The organism is Streptomyces ochraceiscleroticus, from assembly GCF_000720485.1.
In the GTDB taxonomy this organism is placed as follows: Bacteria; Actinomycetota; Actinomycetes; order Streptomycetales; family Streptomycetaceae; genus Streptomyces; species Streptomyces ochraceiscleroticus.
The window spans coordinates 134,007-151,263 of record NZ_JOAX01000001.1; the positions used below are offsets into that span (position 1 = coordinate 134,007).

The window sequence follows — 17,257 nt, forward strand, 5'->3', positions numbered from 1 at the left end:
CGGGCGACGGGTGGGCGGTCACAGTCCGGCCTTTCGGTAGCGGCGCATCAGCAGGGCGAGCGAGCCGGCGATGAGTCCCAGCACGACGAGGAGGTACACGAATCCGGCGCCCGTGGACGGGCCGATCGCGTTGGGGGCCGCCGAGGTCGCGCCCAGGAAGGCGCTCTGCACGCCGTCGATAAGGGTGATCGGGGAGAACAGCCCCAGCCAGCCGATGACATCAATGTTGCCCTGGGCGAAGGCGATGCCCTGAATGGCGCTGACAGCGGCGTAGGGGATCGTCAGTACGGCGATGACGGCGGCGACACCGAAGCCGCGGCGCGGCGTGAGCGCGGCGATGACCAGCCCGATCGCGGCGAAGAGCAGCGAGAGCAGGGCCACCGACACCAGACCCTGACCGAAGCCCTTCGTCTGCTCGGCGAAGTCGAGTTTCGCCAGCAGCGCGCCGACATACAGGATCAGCAGTGGCAGGGCGGTGAGGAGGAACAGCGCGCCGCTCATCGCGGCGCACTTGGCCGCCACGTAGTCGACGCGTTCGATCGGCCGCGAGAAGTACAGCGGCACGGTCTTGAAGCGCAGGTCGCGGGAGACGGACTGGGGTGCCTGTGCGGCGAGGAAGAGACCGATGACCGCCTGCAGGTAGACCGCGTAACGGGTGTAGTCCAGGGGCAGGGCGTGCGCCTTGGTGAAGACCGTGACCGCCACGAGGATCGCGGCCGGTACGCACATCACCCCCAGCAGGATCATCGGCAGCACCTTCGTGCGCGCCGAGCGGCCCAGCCCGTAGGCGCCGCGCAGGCTCTGGGAGAAGAGCGAACGGCGGGCGTACGCGCGTCCCAGCCGGGCGCCGTCGTAGTGGCGGTAGCCGATGTTGTGGATCGAGGCGGCGGGGCCCGGGCCGCCCGTGGGGGCGGTGGTGGACTCAGGCATCGGGGGCTCCTGCGGGGGCTGCTTCGGGGGCTGCGGTGCGCGCGGTGGCGTCCGTACGGGCCGGGGCGGCGGCGCGGTCGCCCTCGTGGCCGCTTCCGTGACCGCTCTCATGGTCGGCGTCGCGGAAGACCTCGGCGATGCGGTGCCGGCGCTGTTCCATCCGGACCAGGCCGAGACCGAGCTCCGCGACCGTGTCCCGGACCAGGTCGTACGTCTCCTCGCCGGCGGCCTCGACGTACAGCAGACGGCCGGTCGCGGCCGGGTGCCCTTCGCCGGGGCCGGCCGCGGGGCCGGTCACCGCGCCGGCAGCCGTCAGGGCCTCGCGCAGCGCGCTCAGCCCGTCCGGGTGCGCGTCGGAGTCGGTGACCTCGATGGCGAGCGAGGTGGTGGCCTGGGTGAACTCGTCCGTGGCCGAGGAGCGCAGCAGCTTTCCGCCGTCGATGACGACGACGTGGTCGCAGGTGCGCTCCAGCTCACCGAGGAGGTGCGAGGTGACCAGTACGGAGATGCCGAAGTCGCGGTGGACGCGGCGGATCAGGCCGAGCATCTCGTCGCGCCCCGCCGGGTCCAGGCCGTTGGTGGGCTCGTCCAGGAAGACCAGCTGGGGGTCGTGGACGAGCGCCTGGGCCAGCTTGACGCGCTGCTTCATGCCCGTGGAGTAGCCCCCGATGGGGCGGTAGCGCTCTTCGTAGAGGCCGACGTGGCGCAGGGTGTCGGCGGTCCGCTCCCGGGCGGCGGTCGGCGGCAGCCCGGACATCCGCGCCATGTGGACGACGAACTCGGTCGCCGAGACGTCCGGCGGCAGACAGTCGTGCTCGGGCATGTAGCCGACCCGCTCGCGGATGGCGCCGCCTTCGGTGGCCACGTCCAGGCCGAGGACCGCGGCGGTGCCTTCGCTGGCGGGCGACAGGCCCAGCAGGATCTTGATCAGGGTGGACTTTCCGGCGCCGTTGGCACCCACCAGGCCGGTCACGCCGGGGGCGATGTCAACGGAGAGCCGGTCCAGGGCGGTCACCCGCGGGAACCGCTTGCTGAGGCTTTCGGTCGCGATCACAGTCACGCGACCGACGCTAGTGGCGCCCGCCACACCTGGCGTCACCCCAGACGGCTGGATGTCCGTCCGACTCCAGGCGTAGCGCCCCGTAGGGGGTCCTGCGAGGGGCTGAGGGGAGCCGGGCCGGTGGTGGGGGCCGTGGGGATCACTCGCGGCCGGCCGCGGAGTTTTCCACAGGCCGGGGACGGACCCTTGACGCAGCCGCCGACCATTGTCACATTCATCAGTGTCAAGTTACGCGCACGTACCGCGACGGAACGGTTGGCGATGACCACAGCAGCGACCGCGAGCACAGCAGCGACCAGGACCAGAGCCGCGGCCCCGGGACCGGGCGCGGATCTCCAGGGATTCAGGGAGGTCCAGCGGCTGGCGTACGCCTGCGCCGAGGCGGTGGCCGCGCAGCTCAAGCCCGGGGTGACCGAGCGCGAGGCGGCCCGCATGCAGCGCCACTGGCTGCGCGAGCGGGGCGTCACCGACTGGTTCCACCTGCCCTTCGCCTGGTTCGGCGACCGCACGGCCTTCGCGAACTTCCGCGTCCCGCTGCAGTTCTTCCCGACGAACCGGGCGCTGGAGCCGGGGATGCCCTTCATCCTCGACATGGCCCCGGTGTACAAGGGCTTTACCGCGGACATCGGGTACTCCGGCTGCCTCGGCCTCAGCCCGCTGCACGACCGGCTGCTGGCCGACCTGGAGGCGCACCGCGAGCTGATCCTGCGCGAGGTACGCGAGCGCCGGCCGCTGCGCGAGATATACGAGGACGTCGAGCGCCTCATGGTCCGCCAGGGGTATGCGAACAGGCACCGCGCCTACCCCTTCGGCGTGATCGCCCACAAGGTCGACCGCGTGCGTGAACGCCGCTGGTCGCCCACGCTGTTCGGCTTCGGCACCCAGTCGCTCAAGGGCCTGGCGTCCGACGCGCTGCACGGTCACCGGGACGGCTGGTCCCCGCTGTGGAGCCCGTACCGCTTCTCCGACCATCCGCCGCAGCCCGGGCTGTGGGCGGTCGAACCGCACCTCGGATTCCGGGGCACCGGCGCGAAGTTCGAGGAGATCCTGGTCGTCACCGACTCCCGGGACCCCGAGGAGAGCGCCTTCTGGCTGGACGACGATCTGCCGCATGTGCGGCGCTGGCAGGAGGAGAAGGCGGCGTGAGCAGGACACGTGGTGAGAGCGGGGAGGCAATCGTGAGCACGGGACTCGAGGGCGCGCGGGAGCGCTGGGTGCGCACGGGCGGCGTGGAGCTGTGCGTGGCGGAGCTGGGCGATCCGTCCCGGCCCACGGTGCTGCTGGTGCACGGCTATCCGGACAGCAAGGAGGTCTGGTCGCGGGTCGCTCCGCTGCTGGCCGAGCGCTTCCATGTAGTGCTCTACGACGTCCGGGGCTGCGGCCGGTCCACGGCGCCGCAGCCGCTGCGCGGCGGGTACACCCTGGAGAAGCTGACCGACGACTTCCTGGCGGTGGCCGACGCCGTCAGCCCGGACCGGCCCGTCCATCTGGTGGGGCACGACTGGGGCTCGGTGCAGTCCTGGGAGTTCGCGACGGTCGAGCGCACGCAGGGCCGGATCGCGTCCTTCACCTCGATGTCCGGCCCGTCCCTGGACCACTTCGGCCACTGGATCAAGAAGCGCATGGCCCGGCCCACCCCGCGCCGCGCGGCCCAGCTGCTGAACCAGGGCGCCAAGTCCTGGTACGTCTACATGCTGCACACCCCGGTGCTGCCCGAGCTGGCCTGGAAGGGCCCGCTGGGCAAGCGCTGGCCGAAGATCCTGGAGCGCGTCGAGAAGGTCCCGGCCGGGGAGTACCCGACCGCGTCCCTGCCCACTGACGCCGCGCACGGCGCCTGGCTGTACCGGGACAACGTCCGGTCCCGGCTGCGCCGTCCGCGCGCGGACGCGTTCGCGCACTGCCCGGTCCAGCTCATCACCCCGACCGGCGATGCCTTCCTGTCGGAGCGGCTGTACGACGAGCTGGAGCAGTGGGTCCCGCAGCTCACCCGCCGCACGCTGCCCGCCAAGCACTGGGTGCCGCGGACCCGCCCGGACCAACTGGCCGCCTGGATCGAGGAGTTCGTCACCGCCAAGGAGGAGGGCGATCCGGCCAGGGAGGCCGCCCCGCGCGGGCGGTACGCGGACCGGTTCGGCGGCAGCCTGGTGCTGGTGACCGGTGCGGCGAGCGGCATCGGGCGGGCCACGGCGTTCGCGTTCGCCGAGGCCGGTGCGCGGGTGGTCGCGGTGGACCGCGATGCCGAGGGGGCGGCGCGTACGGCAGATCTGGCGCGGCTGATCGGGGCCGGGGCCGCCTGGTCGGAGGCGGTGGACGTCAGCGACGAGGCGGCCATGGAGAAGCTCGCCGAGAAGGTCGCCGCCGAGTACGGCACGGTCGACGTCCTGGTGAACAACGCCGGCATCGGCCTGTCCGGCTCGTTCCTGGAGACCACCTCCGAGGACTGGAAGAAGGTCCTGGACGTGAATCTCTGGGGCGTCATCCACGGCTGCCGGATATTCGGCAGGCAGATGGCCGAGCGCGGCCAGGGCGGCCATATCGTCAACACCGCCTCGGCCGCCGCGTTCCAGCCCTCCAGGACGCTGTCCGCGTACAGCGCGTCCAAGGCGGCGGTGCTGATGCTCAGCGAGTGCCTGCGCGCCGAGCTGGCCGGGCAGGGCATCGGGGTCAGCGCCATCTGCCCCGGCCTGGTGAACACCAGCATCACCGCCACCTCGCACGTCGCCGGGGTCTCGGCCGAGGAGGAGAAGCGCCGCCAGTCCAAGGCCGCGCGCCTCTACGGTCTGCGCAACTACCCCCCGGAGAAGGTCGCCGACGCCATCCTGCGCGCGGTGGTCCGCAACCAGGCGGTCGTGCCGGTCACTCCGGAGGCGCGCGGCTCCCGCGCCCTGTCCCGCTTCGCCCCACGCGCCCTGCGCGCCATAGCCCGGATCGAGCCGCTGTAGACGTCTCGCGGCGGGTCCGGAGTGACTGGTGCCCGTTGCCGTGGCGGGTCCGGAGGGGCTGGTGCCGGGGTGGCGAGAGTCGGCCGGGGCGTTACCGCGCCGCTGCACGCGGTCGTACCATCCCTCGCAGAAAGGGTCGCTGCGCAGGGCCGCCCGGTACCTCGCGTACTCCCCGGCCGTCCGGGCGGCGCGGGCACGGCGGGCGCGCGGCCATCTCGTGAGGAGCACCGCATTGACCGAGCAGCACAGCCCCGCGTCCGAGTACCGCATCGAGGAGCTGGCGCACCGGAGCGGCACCACGGTCCGTACGATCCGCGCGTACCAGGACCGTGGGCTGCTGCCCAAGCCGGAGCGCCGGGGCCGGGCGAACGTCTACTCCGACGCGCACCTCGCCCGGCTGCGGCAGATCTCGGACCTGCTGGACCGCGGGTACACCCTGGCCAGCATCAAGGACCTGCTGGAGGCGTGGGACGCGGGGCGGGGGCTGAGCGGGGTGCTGGGCCTGGTCGCCGAGATCGACGGGCCATGGACGGACGAGGAGAGCGGCCGAATCTCCCGCGAGGAGCTGGACGAGGCCTTCGGCGGCAGCCCCGACGAGGCGGCGGTGGCCGACGCGGTGGAGCTGGGGGTGCTGGAGCCGGTGCCGGGCAGCCCGGAGGAGTTCCTCGTGCCCAGCCCGCAGGAGCTCGCGGTCGCTGCCGAGCTGCACTCCGCGGGCGTGCCACTGCCCGCCATCTCAGGTCATCTGCGGGAGCTGCGGGTGCAGGTGGAGCACATAGCCTCGCGCTTCCTGGACTTCACCACCGAGCATGTCTTCCAGCAGTACTTCGACCACCCGCCGAGCGACGCCGAGGCGGAGGAGGCGGCGGGCCTGGTCCGCCGGCTGCGGCCGCTGGCCCAGCAGACCGTGGACGCCGAACTCGCGCGCGCCATGCGGTCGTTGGCGGGCCGCTATCTGCGTCATCAGCTGCACAGCGAGACACCGGAGCGGCAGGCTGCCACCACCGAGCAGGTGCCGCTGCCGGCCGCCACGGTGCAGTCCGTCCGCGACCTCGTCGGCCCGGCAGGCGTCGCGGCCTTCATCGCCGCGGCCACCGACCGCGAGGTGAGCGCCCGCCGCATGGACTCCCTGGTCACGCACGCCGACCACACGGGACCCGTCGGCCCGGGGCCCGTCCCCGATGACAACCACCCGGCAGAACCCGCCCGGTGAGATCATCGGCGCCATGGACCACCCTCGTCTGCCCAGTACCGAAGCCGTTGTCGGCGCCATTCGCGAGGCCGCCCGCGCGTACGGCCGCGACATCGAGGTGACCCACGACATCGGTGCGGACCGCTCGGGCCGCCGGCTGTCCGCCGGAGCGTTCGCCGTCGCCGACCCGGACGGCTCGCTGCCGCACGAGGCGTATGTCGAACTGTCCGGCGGGGCACCGCGCATCGCGGTCGAGGTGTTCTCGGAGGGCGACGCCACCGTGACCGTGGAGGACATCCCCTTCCAGGACCTGCCCCGCGACGCCGTCCCGGCCTTTCTGCGCGCCGTGTTGGGCGACCTCGCCCACGTCAAGGGCCGTTTTCTTCCGCCCGGTTGGTGGCTGGTGGTACCGCTGCCCGGCGACGAGACGTACAAGGAACTGGTCATCGGGCCCGGCCTGACGCCGTGGCTCAGCTCCCGCGTGCGGTGAGGGCGCTCCGCATGGGAGGGCCCGTCCGTTTCACGTGAAACACCCGCGTTCGGAGGTACCTCCGTAGATCTCGTAGATCTCCGCTACAGCCCCGGTGCTCCCCACACCGGGAACCAGCGGCTCAGGTCCTTCTCCACGGTCAGGTCCTCTCCGAGCAGGGACCGTACTTGGAGTTCGAGCGGGTTGTCGCGCTTCTCGCCGGAGCCGGAGAGCGGGGCGAAGGGATAGAACGTGCCGCGCTTGTAGAGGTATACCAGGGCCAGCGAGCGGTCCCGCTCGTCGCGGAAGCCGATCAGCGAGCAGAGCAGCTGCGGTCCGAAGCCGGCGTCCTGGAGCGAGGTGTTGACCGCGTGCAGGTCGTTGACCAGGCCCGCGGTGTCGTCCGCGGCGTGCCGGGCGAGCATCCAGGTGTAGCCGTACTGGTCCTGGCTGAATTCCACCGGCGGGCCGAGCAGCTCCCGTACATCGGCCCGGATGCGGGCGAACGCCCCGCCCTCGACGCTGGCGAAGCAGACCGACCCCCGGCCGGTCGGCGTGAATCCGGTCGCGGCCTGCAGGGTGATCGCGGCGGACGGCAGCGCGAAGAGCTGGTCCAGGTCGGGGCGCACCGCCTTGCTGCGGCCGAGGATCACGTCCAGAAAACCCATCGAATGGCTCCCAGGGGCAGAGGGGCGGGAAGGGGAGAGGAAGCGCGCCAGGGACTGCTCACGGCGTTCACGGGCGGCCGAGCTGGGCGGAGATGCGGCCGAGCTGGTCCAGGCGCTGTTCCAGCGTCGGGTGGGAGGACAGCAACTGGACGGCGTTCGCCTTGGAGAACGCCGGGGCGAAGTAGAACGCGTTGAACGGCTCGGCCTTGCGCAGGTCGCGGGTCGGAATCCGCGCCATCTGGCCGGTGACCTTGGTGAGCGCGGCGGCCAGCGCGGACGGCCGCCCGGTGAGCAGGGCGGCGGCCCGGTCGGCCGACAGCTCGCGGTAGCGGGACAGCAGCCGGGTGAGCAGGAAGCTGATGACATAGACCACCGCACTGACGGCTGTGACGATCAGGATGGCGAGGGCGGCGTTGTTGTCCCGGTTGCTGCGCCCCACGCCGCTCCAGAGCGCCGCCCGGGTGATGATCCCGGCCAGTACGCCCAGGAACGAGGCGATGGTCATCACCGCCACGTCGCGGTGGGCGACGTGCGACAGCTCGTGCGCGAGGACCCCCTCCAGCTCCTCGGGCTCCAGCCGCCGCAGCAGCCCGGTGGTGGCACAGACCAGGGAGTTCTTCTGGTTGCGCCCGGTGGCGAAGGCGTTCGGTACATCGCTGTCGGCGATGCAGACCTTCGGCTTGGGCATGTCCGCGAGCGCGCACAGCCGGTCCACGGCACCGTGCAGCTCGGGTGCCTGCTCGGGGGTGACCTCGCGCGCGCCCATGGCGAACGCAGCGATCCGGTCGCTGAACCAGAACTGCCCGATGAACAGCGCGCCCGAGATCACCAGCACGAACACCCATGCGCCCTTGAGCAGCACCACCAGCACGCCGACGACCACGACGTACAGCAGGCCGATGAAGAACATCGTCATGACCATGCGCGAGGTCAGTCCGCGGTCCGGGGCGAATCGGGTCTCTGCCATGAGGTCCTCCAGCCGGACGGTCCAGCCGTCCACCCGCTATGACGACGCCTCTGCCCCGATTCTCCCTCTTGATTCCGCTTTGGTTCCTCTTGGCGGGGCAAAGGGCCGTGATCATTTCCCTGGCACCGGGCGCTTCCCGGCCCCTGCACCGCCACCAGCGGCCCTTTCGCCGCCCTCAGCGGGCTTTCGCCCGCCGGTGCCCCTACGTCGCGAGCTGTGCCGGGGCCTCCGCCGCGATCCGCTCGAACACCGACAGGTCCGCCGCGAAGATCGTGTCGTCGATCGGCCAGTGCAGGACGATCTCGTCGATGCCCAGCTCGCCATGGCGCCCGGCGAAGTCCACGAACGCGTCGACGGAGTCCAGCGGCCGGTCCGGCGTGAAGCCGGTCAGCAGGGTCTTCGGCAGCTTCCCGGCGTCCCGGCCGACGGCCTCGCACGCCGTGCCCAGCTTCTCGATCTGCCCGGCGATCGCGGCGTGCGACTGCTCGGGCGTCCCGGCCGCGGACACCTTCGGGTCGCCCGTGGTGACCCACGCCTGCCCGTACCGCGCCGCCAGCCGCAGCCCACGCGGACCGGTGGCCGCCACCGCGAACGGCAGCCGCGGCCGCTGCACGCACCCGGGGACGTTGCGTACCTCGTGCGCCTTGTAGTGCTCGCCCTCGTACGTGACCGCGTCCTCGGTGAGCAGGCGGTCCAGCAGGGCGACGAACTCGGCGAAGTGATCGGCGCGTTCACGCGGCGTCCAGGGCTCCTCGCCCTCGCCGAGCAGGGCGTACGCGTCGAAGCCGTTGCCGCCCGCGCCGATGCCGAGCGTGATCCGGCCGTCGCTGATGTCGTCCAGCGAGATCAGCTCCTTGGCAAGGGTGACCGGGTGCCGGAAGTTGGGGGAGGTCACGAGGGTGCCCAGCCGCATGCGGGAGGTCGCGGCGGCGGCCGCGGTCAGGGTGGGCACCGCACCGAACCACGGCCCGTCCCGGAAGGGCACCCGCCAGGAGAGGTGGTCGTAGGTGTACGCGGCGTGGAAGCCCAGCTCCTCGGCGCGCTGCCACACCTCCCGCCCGCCTTCGGACCAGCGGCGGACGGGCAGAATCACGGTGCTCAGTCGCATGTCACCGAGCCTACGGTGGACATGGACCGGAAGCGCGTAAAGCTCATGCGCGCAACCCAACGCACGTCTGTGCGCGCATATGCGGGAAGATGGCCTGGTGACTGATGGCCCTGTGACAGACGATCCCGCCGCCGAGCCACCGCTGCCCGGCCGCCGCACCCGGCTGATCGCCACGGACCTCGACGGCACCCTGCTGCACGACGACAAGACCGTCTCGGACCGTACGATCGCCGCGCTCGCCGCCGCCGAGGAGGCCGGCATCGAGGTCTTCTTCGTCACCGGCCGGCCGGCCCGCTGGATGGACGTCGTCAGCGACCATGTGCACGGACACGGCCTGGCGATCTGCGCCAACGGCGCCGCCGTCGTCGATCTGCACCGAGGTCGCCGCATCGTCGAGGTCCGCGCGCTGGAGCGGAGCGCGGCGCTCGGCGTCGTGGAGGCGCTGCGCGCCGCGGCGCCGGGTACGTCGTTCGCCGTCGAGCGCACCGGCGGCATCCACTACGAGCCGCAGTACCCGCCGTTCCACCTCGATCCGGCCGCGCTGATCGCGCCCGTCGAGAAGCTGCTCGGCGAGGAGTCCGAGAAGGCCGACGAACCCGTGCTGAAGCTTCTCGCCCACCACTCCGAGCTGCACCCGGACGCGTTCCTCACGCTGGCCCGCGAGGCCGCCGGACACCTCGCGTCGTTCACCCGGTCCAGTCCCACAGCGCTGCTGGAGATCAGCAGCGCGGGCGTCAGCAAGGCCGGCACGCTCGCCCGCTGCTGCGCCGAACGCGGCATCGCCCCGCACGAAGTGGTCGCGTTCGGCGACATGCCGAACGACCTCGAGATGCTGACCTGGGCCGGTACGTCCTACGCCATGGCCAACGCGCACCCGGACGTACTGGCCGCGACCACCCACCGCACGGCGGGCAACAACGAGGACGGCGTCGCTCTCGTCATCGAACGTTTGATCGACAAGTTGCTGAAGGAACGATCCAGCGGCTGACCCGGCGGCGCTGCACGGTCGCACAGCCGTACTGCCGACCCTGCAGCGCCTCACACCCGTACCGCCGACCGGTCGGCGCGTCACACTCGTACGCCGCGACCCCGCAGCCAGTGGAGCGGCTCGACCGCCGTGTCGGCACCGGGGCCGCGCCGCACCTCGAAGTGCAGATGCGGCCCGGTGGAGTTCCCGGTGTTCCCGGACAGCGCGATCGGCTGCCCGGCGCGCACCCGCTGCCCCGGGCGCACCAGTACCGCCGAGAGGTGCGCGTACTGCGTGTACGTGCGCCTGCCGTGCCGCACCACCACGCTGATCCCGAAGGGACCCCCGCACTCCACCGCCGACACCCGGCCGCGGCCCACCGACCGCACGGGCGTGCCGACCGGCACCGCGAAGTCCTGCCCCGTGTGGCGGTTCGCCCAGTGCGCACCGGCGCCGCCGTACGAGGCCGACAGCGTGTATCCCGTCACCGGCCGGGTCCACCCCCGCGCGGGCACGGCAGCGGGCGCGAGGAACCCGGCGGCCGAGGCCACCCGGTCCGGCGGTCCGGCGCAGCCGCCGGACCCGGCAGCGCCGGTCACCAACCGCCACAGCCGCCCGCGCGCCCGGTCCAGGCTGCGCCCGATGCGCGCCCGCTCGCCGGCCAGCCGCTGCTGCCGGGCCTCGAGGGCCTGCGTACGGCCGGCCGCCGCCGCGCTCCCCGCCGCCAGCTCCCGGCTCGCGCGCAGCGCCGTGCGCGCCCTGGCCGCCACGGCGCGCTCCCGCCGCTCGGCCAGCCGGTGGCCGCGCAGCAGGTCCGCCGGGGACGCCGCGGCCAGCACGCGCACGGCATAGGACAGCCCGCTGCCGGTGCGGTACTGCTCGGCCGCGATCCGCCCGGCGGTGCGGCGCAGCGCCGCCGCGGTACGGCGTTCCCGGCGCAGCCGCTCGGTCAGCCGCCCGGCGCGGGCCCGCTCCGCCCTGGCGGCACGCATGCCTTCCTTGTACGACCGGCCGGCCCGGCTCGCGGCCGCGTCGAGCCGCTGCACCTCCAGGCGCGCCCGGACCAGCCGGCCGGCCCGTCCGCGCGCGGCGATACGGTCGCGCGCCGCGGTACGGCCGGACCCGCCGCTCTCGTACCGCGCGCCGCCCGCGCGCCGTACCTCGGTACCGCGTCGTGCCGCGTCCTCGTGGCGCACCACGTGTGCCGGCAGCGCCGCGCTCTCGTACGCGGTGGCCGCCACGGCCGGGCCCACGGGCGCGCCGTCCGTGAGCAGTCCGCCGGGCAGCAGCCCGCCCAGCACGATCGTGAACGCGCTTACGACGGCACCGCGTCGGCGGGCGCGCGGCCGGCCGGCGCGGCCCCGGTGCGGCGCGCGTGCCTCCGGACGGCACGACAGACCTGGATGCATGGGCAGATAGTGGCGCGATCAGGACGCGGGGCGCGGGAGCGTGGTTCCCGCTCCCGCGCGTAAGCCACCGAACGGAGCACAGACGTCCGGCCACCTGGGGGAGCCTGCCGTACGCACCACCTGGGGCGGCGCCGCCGCCCGTTACAGCGGCGCCTCCCACGTGACCGTCGTGCCCGCGCCCTCCTCGCCGAGCCCCGGCCCGTACGTACTGCATCCGCCCAGCGCCTCCGCCCTGCGGGCGAGGTTCTTCAGGCCGCTGCGCCGGCCGCCCTCGGGGATGCCCACGCCGTCGTCGGCGACCGTCAGCCGTACCGCGTCCCGCCCGTCCGGCAGCGTGGCCGTGGCGTCCACGACGATCTCGATGCGGGAGGCATGGGCGTGCCGGAAGGCGTTGGACAGCGCCTCACGGAGCGCGGCGATCAGGTTCTTGCCGGCCGACTCGCCGACCCTGGCGTCCACCGGGCCGGCGAAGTTCACCGACGGCTGGAAGCCCAGCGGCACCGCCGCCGTGCCGATCTCGCGCAGCACCCGTGTGCGCAGTCCCGCGGGCGCCTCGGCGGGTCCCTGCTGCAGGGCGAAGATCGCCGTACGGATCTCCTGGATCGTCACGTCCAGTTCGTCGACGGCCTTGCCGACGCCGTCCCGCACCTCGGGCACCACGGCCTTGCGCGCGGCGCCCTCCAGCATCATCCCGGTCGCGAACAGCCGCTGGATGACCAGGTCGTGCAGGTCCCGGGCGATCCGGTCGCGGTCCTCGTAGACGGCCAGCCGCTCGCGGTCGCGCCGCGCGTCCGCCAGGACCAGCGCCAGCGCGGCCTGCTGGGCGAACTGGGTGGCCAGCGTGCGCTCCGCGGCGGTGAACTGCCGCGCGCCACGGGCCCGCGGCGTGGCGAGGGTGCCCAGCACACGGCCGCCGCTCTTCAGGGGCAGCAGCATGCTGGGCCCGAAGTACGGCGCGACCTCGGTGACCATGCGCGGATCGGCCGCCGAGTCCTCGACGAACACCGGTTCGCCGGCGAGGAGGGTGGCGGTCACGGGACTGTCGGGCGGGATGTGCGTCCCCGTGAGCCGCACCGGGTCGTCCGCCGCCGCGGCCACGATCTCCAGCCCGCCGTCCGCCACGGGCAGCAGCACGATCCCGGCCGCCGAGTCCGCCAGCCGCCGGGCCTGTTCGGCGACGACGGCCAGCGACTCGTCCACGTCGCTGCCCGCGAGGAGCGCGGTGGTGACGGCGGCCGCGCCGTCGATCCAGCGCTCGCGCTGCCGGGTCGCCGCGTACATCCGGGCGTTGCCGATCGCCAGGCCCGCCTCGGTCGCGAGCACCCGCACCATCTGCAGGTCGCCCTCGCTGAACTCGCCGCCGCCGCGCTTTTCCGTCAGATAGAGGTTGCCGAAGATCTCGCCCTGCACGCGGATCGGCACCCCGAGGAACGTGCGCATCGGCGGGTGCCCGGGCGGGAAACCGGCCGCGCGCGGGTCCTGCGTGAGGTCGGTCAGGCGCACCGGCCGGGGGTCGTGGATGAGCGCGCCGAGCAGGCCCTTGTGGCCGTCGGGCAGCGCGCCGATGCGCCGGTGGTCCTCCCCCGCCACGCCGTACGTCACGAAGTCCGACAGGCCCTCGCGCGCCTCGTCGACGATGCCGATGGCCGCGTACCGGGCGCCGGCCAGCTCGGCCGCGGTCTCCACGATGCGGTCCAGCGTGATGTGCAGGTCCAGGCCGGCGCCGACGGTCCGCATCGCCTCGAGGAGGCGCGGCAGCCGGGCGGTGATCTGCGGGGCCAGCCCCTGGAGGCTTCGCGTCGCCTCCGTGGCGGCGTCCATGGTGCCGGCATCGGATTCCTGCGCCGGGTCCTCTGCCGGTCCGGGCCCGCTCGCTGGTCCTGCCGTGGCTGCCATGCCACGAGCCTAGTAAGTCCCTTTTGTCGAGGAAAGTCGTGGTCGTTGCGAGACTCGCGTGCGCCCGCGTGGCGCCAGGGGCGCGCCGCTACGGGCGGGCCGCCGCGACGTACCGCGCGTCCGTCGCCCGCTCGCGGTCCCGCATCCGGCGGAACGGGCCGTCGGCCGCGGCCAGCTCCTCGTACGGGCCGCGCTGCACCACACGCCCGCGATCCAGTACGAGGATCTCGTCGACCGCCTCCAGACCGGCCAGCCGGTGCGTGATCAGGACCGTCGTCCGGCCGCTGGTCGCCTCCAGCAGGTCGGCGGTCAGCGCGTCGGCGGTGGCCAGGTCCAGGTGCTCGGCCGGCTCGTCCAGCACCAGCACGGGGAAGTCCGCGAGCAGCGCGCGGGCCAGCGCGAGCCGCTGCCGCTGCCCGCCGGACAGCCGCGCGCCGTGCTCGCCGACCAGCGTGTCCAGCCCGTCCGGCAGCCCGCGCACCCAGTCCGCGAGCCGGGCCCGCTCCAGCGCCTGCCACAGCTCGTTCTCCTCGGCGGAAGGACGGGCCAGCCGGAGGTTCTCCCGCACCGAGCTGTCGAAGAGGTGGGCGTCCTGCGCGCACAGGCCGACCAGCCGCCGTACCGCGTCGCCGTCCGCCTGCTGCGCGTCCACCCCACCCAGGATGTACGAACCGGCTTCGCGGTCCAGGAAGCGCAGCAGCACCTGCGCGAGCGTGGTCTTGCCCGAGCCCGACGGGCCGACGACCGCGATCCGGCGGCCGGGCGCGAGCGTGAAGCCCACCCCGTCGAGCGCCGACCGCGACTGCCCGGGGTGCCGGGCCGTCAGCCCGCTCACCACCACCGGGAACGGCGACTCCGGTACCGCCACCGGCTCGGCCGGCTCCCTGACCGGCGACGGAGCGTCCAGTACCTCGAAGACCCGCTCGGCGGCGCGGCGGGTGCGCTGCCGGTACTGCACGGCCAGCGGCAGCCCGGCGACCGCCTCGAACGCGGCCAGCGGCGTCAGCACGACCACCGCCAGGCTCACCCCGCTCAACCGCCCGTCGTGCACGGCCTGTACGCCGACGACCGCGGCGGCCGCGACGGTCAGCCCGGTCAGCAGCCCGATCAGTCCGGCGCCGGCACCGGCCGCCGCGGCGGACCGGGATGCCACGGCCGTCAGCTCGCGGTCCGCGCGCCGGGTGCCGGCCAGCCGCTCCCGCAGCGCGCCCGCGACCGTGAGTTCGGCCGTACCGGTCAGGAGGTCGACGACGCGCGCGGAGAGCACGCCGCGGGCCGGGGCCAGCCGCCGCTCGGCCCGCCGCGCCAGCGCGCCGGACACCAGCGGTACGACGACGCCCGCCAGCAGCAGCCCGGCGGCGAGCACCGCGCCGGCCTCCGGCAGCAGCCAGGCGGTGAACCCGGCCGAGCCCGCGCCGACCACGACGGCCGCGCCCGCGGGCAGCAGCCAGCGCAGGAAGTAGTCCTGTCCGGCGTCGACGTCCGCGACCAGCCGGGACAGCAGGTCGCCGCGGCTGCGGTCGCGCAGCCCGGCGGGCGCGAGCTGCTCCAGTCGCCGGTAGACCGCCACACGGACGTCCGCCAGCATCCGGAACACCGCGTCGTGCGCGACCAGCCGCTCGGCGTACCGGAAGACGGCCCGGCCGATGCCGAACGCGCGGGTCGCGGTGACCGCGACCATCAGGTACAGCACGGGCGGCTGCTGCGAGGCGCGCGAGATCAGCCAGCCGGAGGTGGCCATCAGCCCTACGGCGCTGCCCAGCGCGAGGCTGCCCAGCAGCAGCGCCAGGGCGAAGCGGGAGCGGTGGGGGCCGGCCAGGCCCCGCAGGCGGGCCAGGGGACGGGCGGGCGTCCGTACCGAAGCGTCGTGGTCGGTGTCGGTATCGGGGCTCCGGGGGTGATCGTCGGACTGCTGCGCTTTACGCCCGACGACCGCCCTCTCGCCCCCGGCCCCTCCCGATGTCACGGCGGGTGCAGGTGCGTTGTGGGGTCCGGAGAGGTGAACCACTCGGTCCGCCGCCTGCAACAGCGCCGGTCGGTGGGCCACCAGTAGGACCGTGCGGCCCTCGGACAGTCGGCGTACGGCCTCCACGACGGACTCCTCCGTCGCGCCGTCGAGGTTCGCGGTGGGCTCGTCGAGCAGCAGTACCGGGCGGTCGGCGAGGAACGCGCGGGCGAGCGCGAGCCGTTGGCGCTGTCCGGCGGAGAGGCCGGCGCCGGACTCGCCCAGCCGGGTGTCGGGGCCGTCGGGGAGCGCGTCGACGAAACCGAGCGCGCCGGCGTCGCGCAGCGCGGCCCGCACCGCCGCGTCGTCGGCGTCCGGCCGGGCCAGCCGCACGTTCTCGGCGACGGTGCCGGCGAACAGGTACGGGTGCTGGGGCACCCAGGCGATACGGCCGCGCCAGTCGTCGGGAGAGAGCGTGGCGAGGTCCACGCCGTCGATCAGCACCCGGCCGGCGGCCGGCTTCGCAAAGCCGAGCAGGACGTTCAGCAGCGTGGTCTTGCCCGCGCCGGACGGCCCCGTCAGCGCGACGGTCTCCCCGGCCGCGACCTCGAACGAGGTCTGCGGGAGCGAGGGTTCGGGGCGCCCGGGGTGGCGTACGACCAGGCCGTCCACGACGATCCCAGTGCCCGCCGGGGCCTCGCGCGTGCCGCCGTGCCCGGCCCCCGCCTCGGCCTCCAGTACCGCGAAGATCTCCTCGGCGGCCGCCAGCCCCTCGGCCGCCGCGTGGTACTGCGCGCCCACCTGCCGCAGCGGCAGATACGCCTCGGGCGCCAGGATCAGCACCATCAGCCCGGTGGACAGGTCGAGGTCGCCCTTCACGAGCCGCATGCCGACGCCGACCGCGACCAGCGCGACCGAGATCGTCGAGAGCAGTTCCAGGGCGAAGGAGGACAGGAAGGCGATGCGCAGCGTGCGGAGCGTGGCCTGGCGGTATTCGCCGGTTATGGTGCGGATCGCGTCCGCCTGGGCCTTGGCCCGGCCGAAGACCTTCAGCGTGGGCAGTCCCGCGACGACGTCGAGGAAGTGGCCGGACAGCCGGCTCAGCAGCTTCCACTGCCGGTCCATCCGCGACTGGGTCGCCCAGCCGATGAGGATCATGAACAGCGGGATGAGCGGCAGCGTGACGACGATGGTCGCCGCGGAGATCCAGTCGCCGGTCACGATCCGTACGAGCACGGCGACGGGCACAACGACCGCGAGACCGAGCTGCGGCAGGTAGCGCGCGAAGTAGTCGTCGAGCGCGTCGATGCCGCGGGTGGCGAGCGTGGTGAGCTCGCCGGTCCGCTGAGTGCCGAGCCAGGACGGGCCGAGTCCGGTCGCCTTCTCCAGCAGCCGCGTCCGCAGCTCGGACTTCACCGCCGCGCTCGCCCGGTGCGCGGCCAGTTCGGTCAGCCAGGAGACGAGCCCCCGGCCGACCGAGACCAGCGCGAGCAGCAGGAGCGGCGTGCTCAGGCCGCCGAGGTCGAGGTCGCGTTGGAACGCACCGACGACGACCTCGGCGATGAGCATCGCCTGGCCGATGACCAGGCCCGCTCCGGCAAGGCCGAGCATCACCACCGCGACGAGGAAGAAGCGGGTGGCACGGGCATACCGAAGCAGGCGCGGGTCGATCGGTTTCACGTGAAACATCCGTCCTGGCGTGCG

General features: G+C 73.5%; 13 protein-coding genes. 5 read left to right on the plus strand and 8 right to left on the minus strand.

The window, feature by feature from the left end:
• Window positions 1-18 precede the first annotated feature (18 nt).
• A complete protein-coding gene (locus IG84_RS0100625; RefSeq protein WP_031049808.1) occupies window positions 19-930 on the minus strand; it encodes an ABC transporter permease subunit in 912 nt (303 codons plus the stop codon).
• Window positions 923-1,990: an ABC transporter ATP-binding protein gene (locus IG84_RS0100630; protein WP_078648521.1), complete on the minus strand. Its 1,068-nt coding sequence runs from the start codon at window positions 1,988-1,990 to the stop codon at window positions 923-925. Before IG84_RS0100630 ends, IG84_RS0100625 begins: the two co-directional genes overlap by 8 nt.
• A gap of 261 nt (window positions 1,991-2,251) precedes the next feature.
• Here IG84_RS0100630 and IG84_RS0100635 point away from each other — a divergent pair, with 261 nt between their 5' ends.
• The 4 genes from IG84_RS0100635 (at window position 2,252) to IG84_RS0100650 (ending at window position 6,614) form a co-directional block, all read left to right on the plus strand.
• A complete protein-coding gene (locus IG84_RS0100635) occupies window positions 2,252-3,136 on the plus strand; it encodes a M24 family metallopeptidase (RefSeq protein WP_078648522.1) in 885 nt (294 codons plus the stop codon).
• A 32-nt stretch (window positions 3,137-3,168) separates the two neighbouring features.
• Complete coding sequence (locus IG84_RS0100640) at window positions 3,169-4,932, plus strand: SDR family oxidoreductase (RefSeq protein WP_382467454.1); 1,764 nt, start codon at window positions 3,169-3,171, stop codon at window positions 4,930-4,932.
• 232 nt (window positions 4,933-5,164) lie between these two features.
• On the plus strand, window positions 5,165-6,145 hold the full coding sequence (locus IG84_RS0100645) for a MerR family transcriptional regulator (protein ID WP_063761725.1): 981 nt from the start codon (window positions 5,165-5,167) through the stop codon (window positions 6,143-6,145).
• 13 nt (window positions 6,146-6,158) lie between these two features.
• Window positions 6,159-6,614 (plus strand): hypothetical protein, encoded by a 456-nt coding sequence (locus tag IG84_RS0100650; protein WP_031049821.1) that lies wholly within the window; start codon window positions 6,159-6,161, stop codon window positions 6,612-6,614.
• 83 nt (window positions 6,615-6,697) lie between these two features.
• Here the strand turns inward: IG84_RS0100650 and pspAB are convergent, their stop codons facing one another.
• The 3 genes from pspAB to IG84_RS0100665 form a co-directional block, all read right to left on the minus strand.
• Window positions 6,698-7,261, minus strand: a complete 564-nt coding sequence (gene pspAB / locus IG84_RS0100655; RefSeq protein ID WP_031049824.1) for a PspA-associated protein PspAB — start codon at window positions 7,259-7,261, stop codon at window positions 6,698-6,700.
• Between the two features lie 67 nt (window positions 7,262-7,328).
• A complete protein-coding gene (htpX, locus tag IG84_RS0100660; protein WP_031049830.1) occupies window positions 7,329-8,228 on the minus strand; it encodes a zinc metalloprotease HtpX in 900 nt (299 codons plus the stop codon).
• A gap of 202 nt (window positions 8,229-8,430) precedes the next feature.
• Window positions 8,431-9,336, minus strand: coding sequence for an LLM class flavin-dependent oxidoreductase (locus tag IG84_RS0100665; protein ID WP_031049834.1), 906 nt, complete (start codon window positions 9,334-9,336; stop codon window positions 8,431-8,433).
• A 79-nt stretch (window positions 9,337-9,415) separates the two neighbouring features.
• Here IG84_RS0100665 and IG84_RS0100670 point away from each other — a divergent pair, with 79 nt between their 5' ends.
• Window positions 9,416-10,324, plus strand: coding sequence for a Cof-type HAD-IIB family hydrolase (locus tag IG84_RS0100670; RefSeq protein WP_051861209.1), 909 nt, complete (start codon window positions 9,416-9,418; stop codon window positions 10,322-10,324).
• 80 nt (window positions 10,325-10,404) lie between these two features.
• On the opposite strand, the gene IG84_RS0100675 is transcribed toward IG84_RS0100670, so the two are convergent.
• From IG84_RS0100675 to cydD, 3 genes are all read right to left on the minus strand, one after another.
• Complete coding sequence (locus tag IG84_RS0100675) at window positions 10,405-11,712, minus strand: M23 family metallopeptidase (RefSeq protein WP_245659181.1); 1,308 nt, start codon at window positions 11,710-11,712, stop codon at window positions 10,405-10,407.
• 141 nt (window positions 11,713-11,853) lie between these two features.
• Window positions 11,854-13,533 (minus strand): GAF domain-containing sensor histidine kinase, encoded by a 1,680-nt coding sequence (locus tag IG84_RS0100680; RefSeq protein WP_031049843.1) that lies wholly within the window; start codon window positions 13,531-13,533, stop codon window positions 11,854-11,856.
• Window positions 13,534-13,696: 163 nt separating this feature from the next.
• Window positions 13,697-17,242, minus strand: a complete 3,546-nt coding sequence (cydD, locus tag IG84_RS0100685; protein ID WP_031049846.1) for a thiol reductant ABC exporter subunit CydD — start codon at window positions 17,240-17,242, stop codon at window positions 13,697-13,699.
• Between the last annotated feature and the right edge of the window lie 15 nt (window positions 17,243-17,257).

Bases quoted from the DNA above. Each gene is read 5' to 3' on its own strand.
- pspAB (WP_031049824.1), bottom strand. From the start codon at position 7,261: ATGGGTTTTCTGGACGTGATCCTCGGCCGCAGCAAGGCGGTGCGCCCC.
- IG84_RS0100625 (WP_031049808.1), bottom strand. From the start codon at position 930: ATGCCTGAGTCCACCACCGCCCCCACGGGCGGCCCGGGCCCCGCCGCC.
- IG84_RS0100650 (WP_031049821.1), top strand. From the start codon at position 6,159: ATGGACCACCCTCGTCTGCCCAGTACCGAAGCCGTTGTCGGCGCCATT.
- IG84_RS0100670 (WP_051861209.1), top strand. From the start codon at position 9,416: ATGCGGGAAGATGGCCTGGTGACTGATGGCCCTGTGACAGACGATCCC.
- IG84_RS0100675 (WP_245659181.1), bottom strand. From the start codon at position 11,712: ATGCATCCAGGTCTGTCGTGCCGTCCGGAGGCACGCGCGCCGCACCGG.
- IG84_RS0100635 (WP_078648522.1), top strand. From the start codon at position 2,252: ATGACCACAGCAGCGACCGCGAGCACAGCAGCGACCAGGACCAGAGCC.
- IG84_RS0100680 (WP_031049843.1), bottom strand. From the start codon at position 13,533: ATGGACGCCGCCACGGAGGCGACGCGAAGCCTCCAGGGGCTGGCCCCG.
- cydD (WP_031049846.1), bottom strand. From the start codon at position 17,242: ATGTTTCACGTGAAACCGATCGACCCGCGCCTGCTTCGGTATGCCCGT.
- IG84_RS0100665 (WP_031049834.1), bottom strand. From the start codon at position 9,336: ATGCGACTGAGCACCGTGATTCTGCCCGTCCGCCGCTGGTCCGAAGGC.
- htpX (WP_031049830.1), bottom strand. From the start codon at position 8,228: ATGGCAGAGACCCGATTCGCCCCGGACCGCGGACTGACCTCGCGCATG.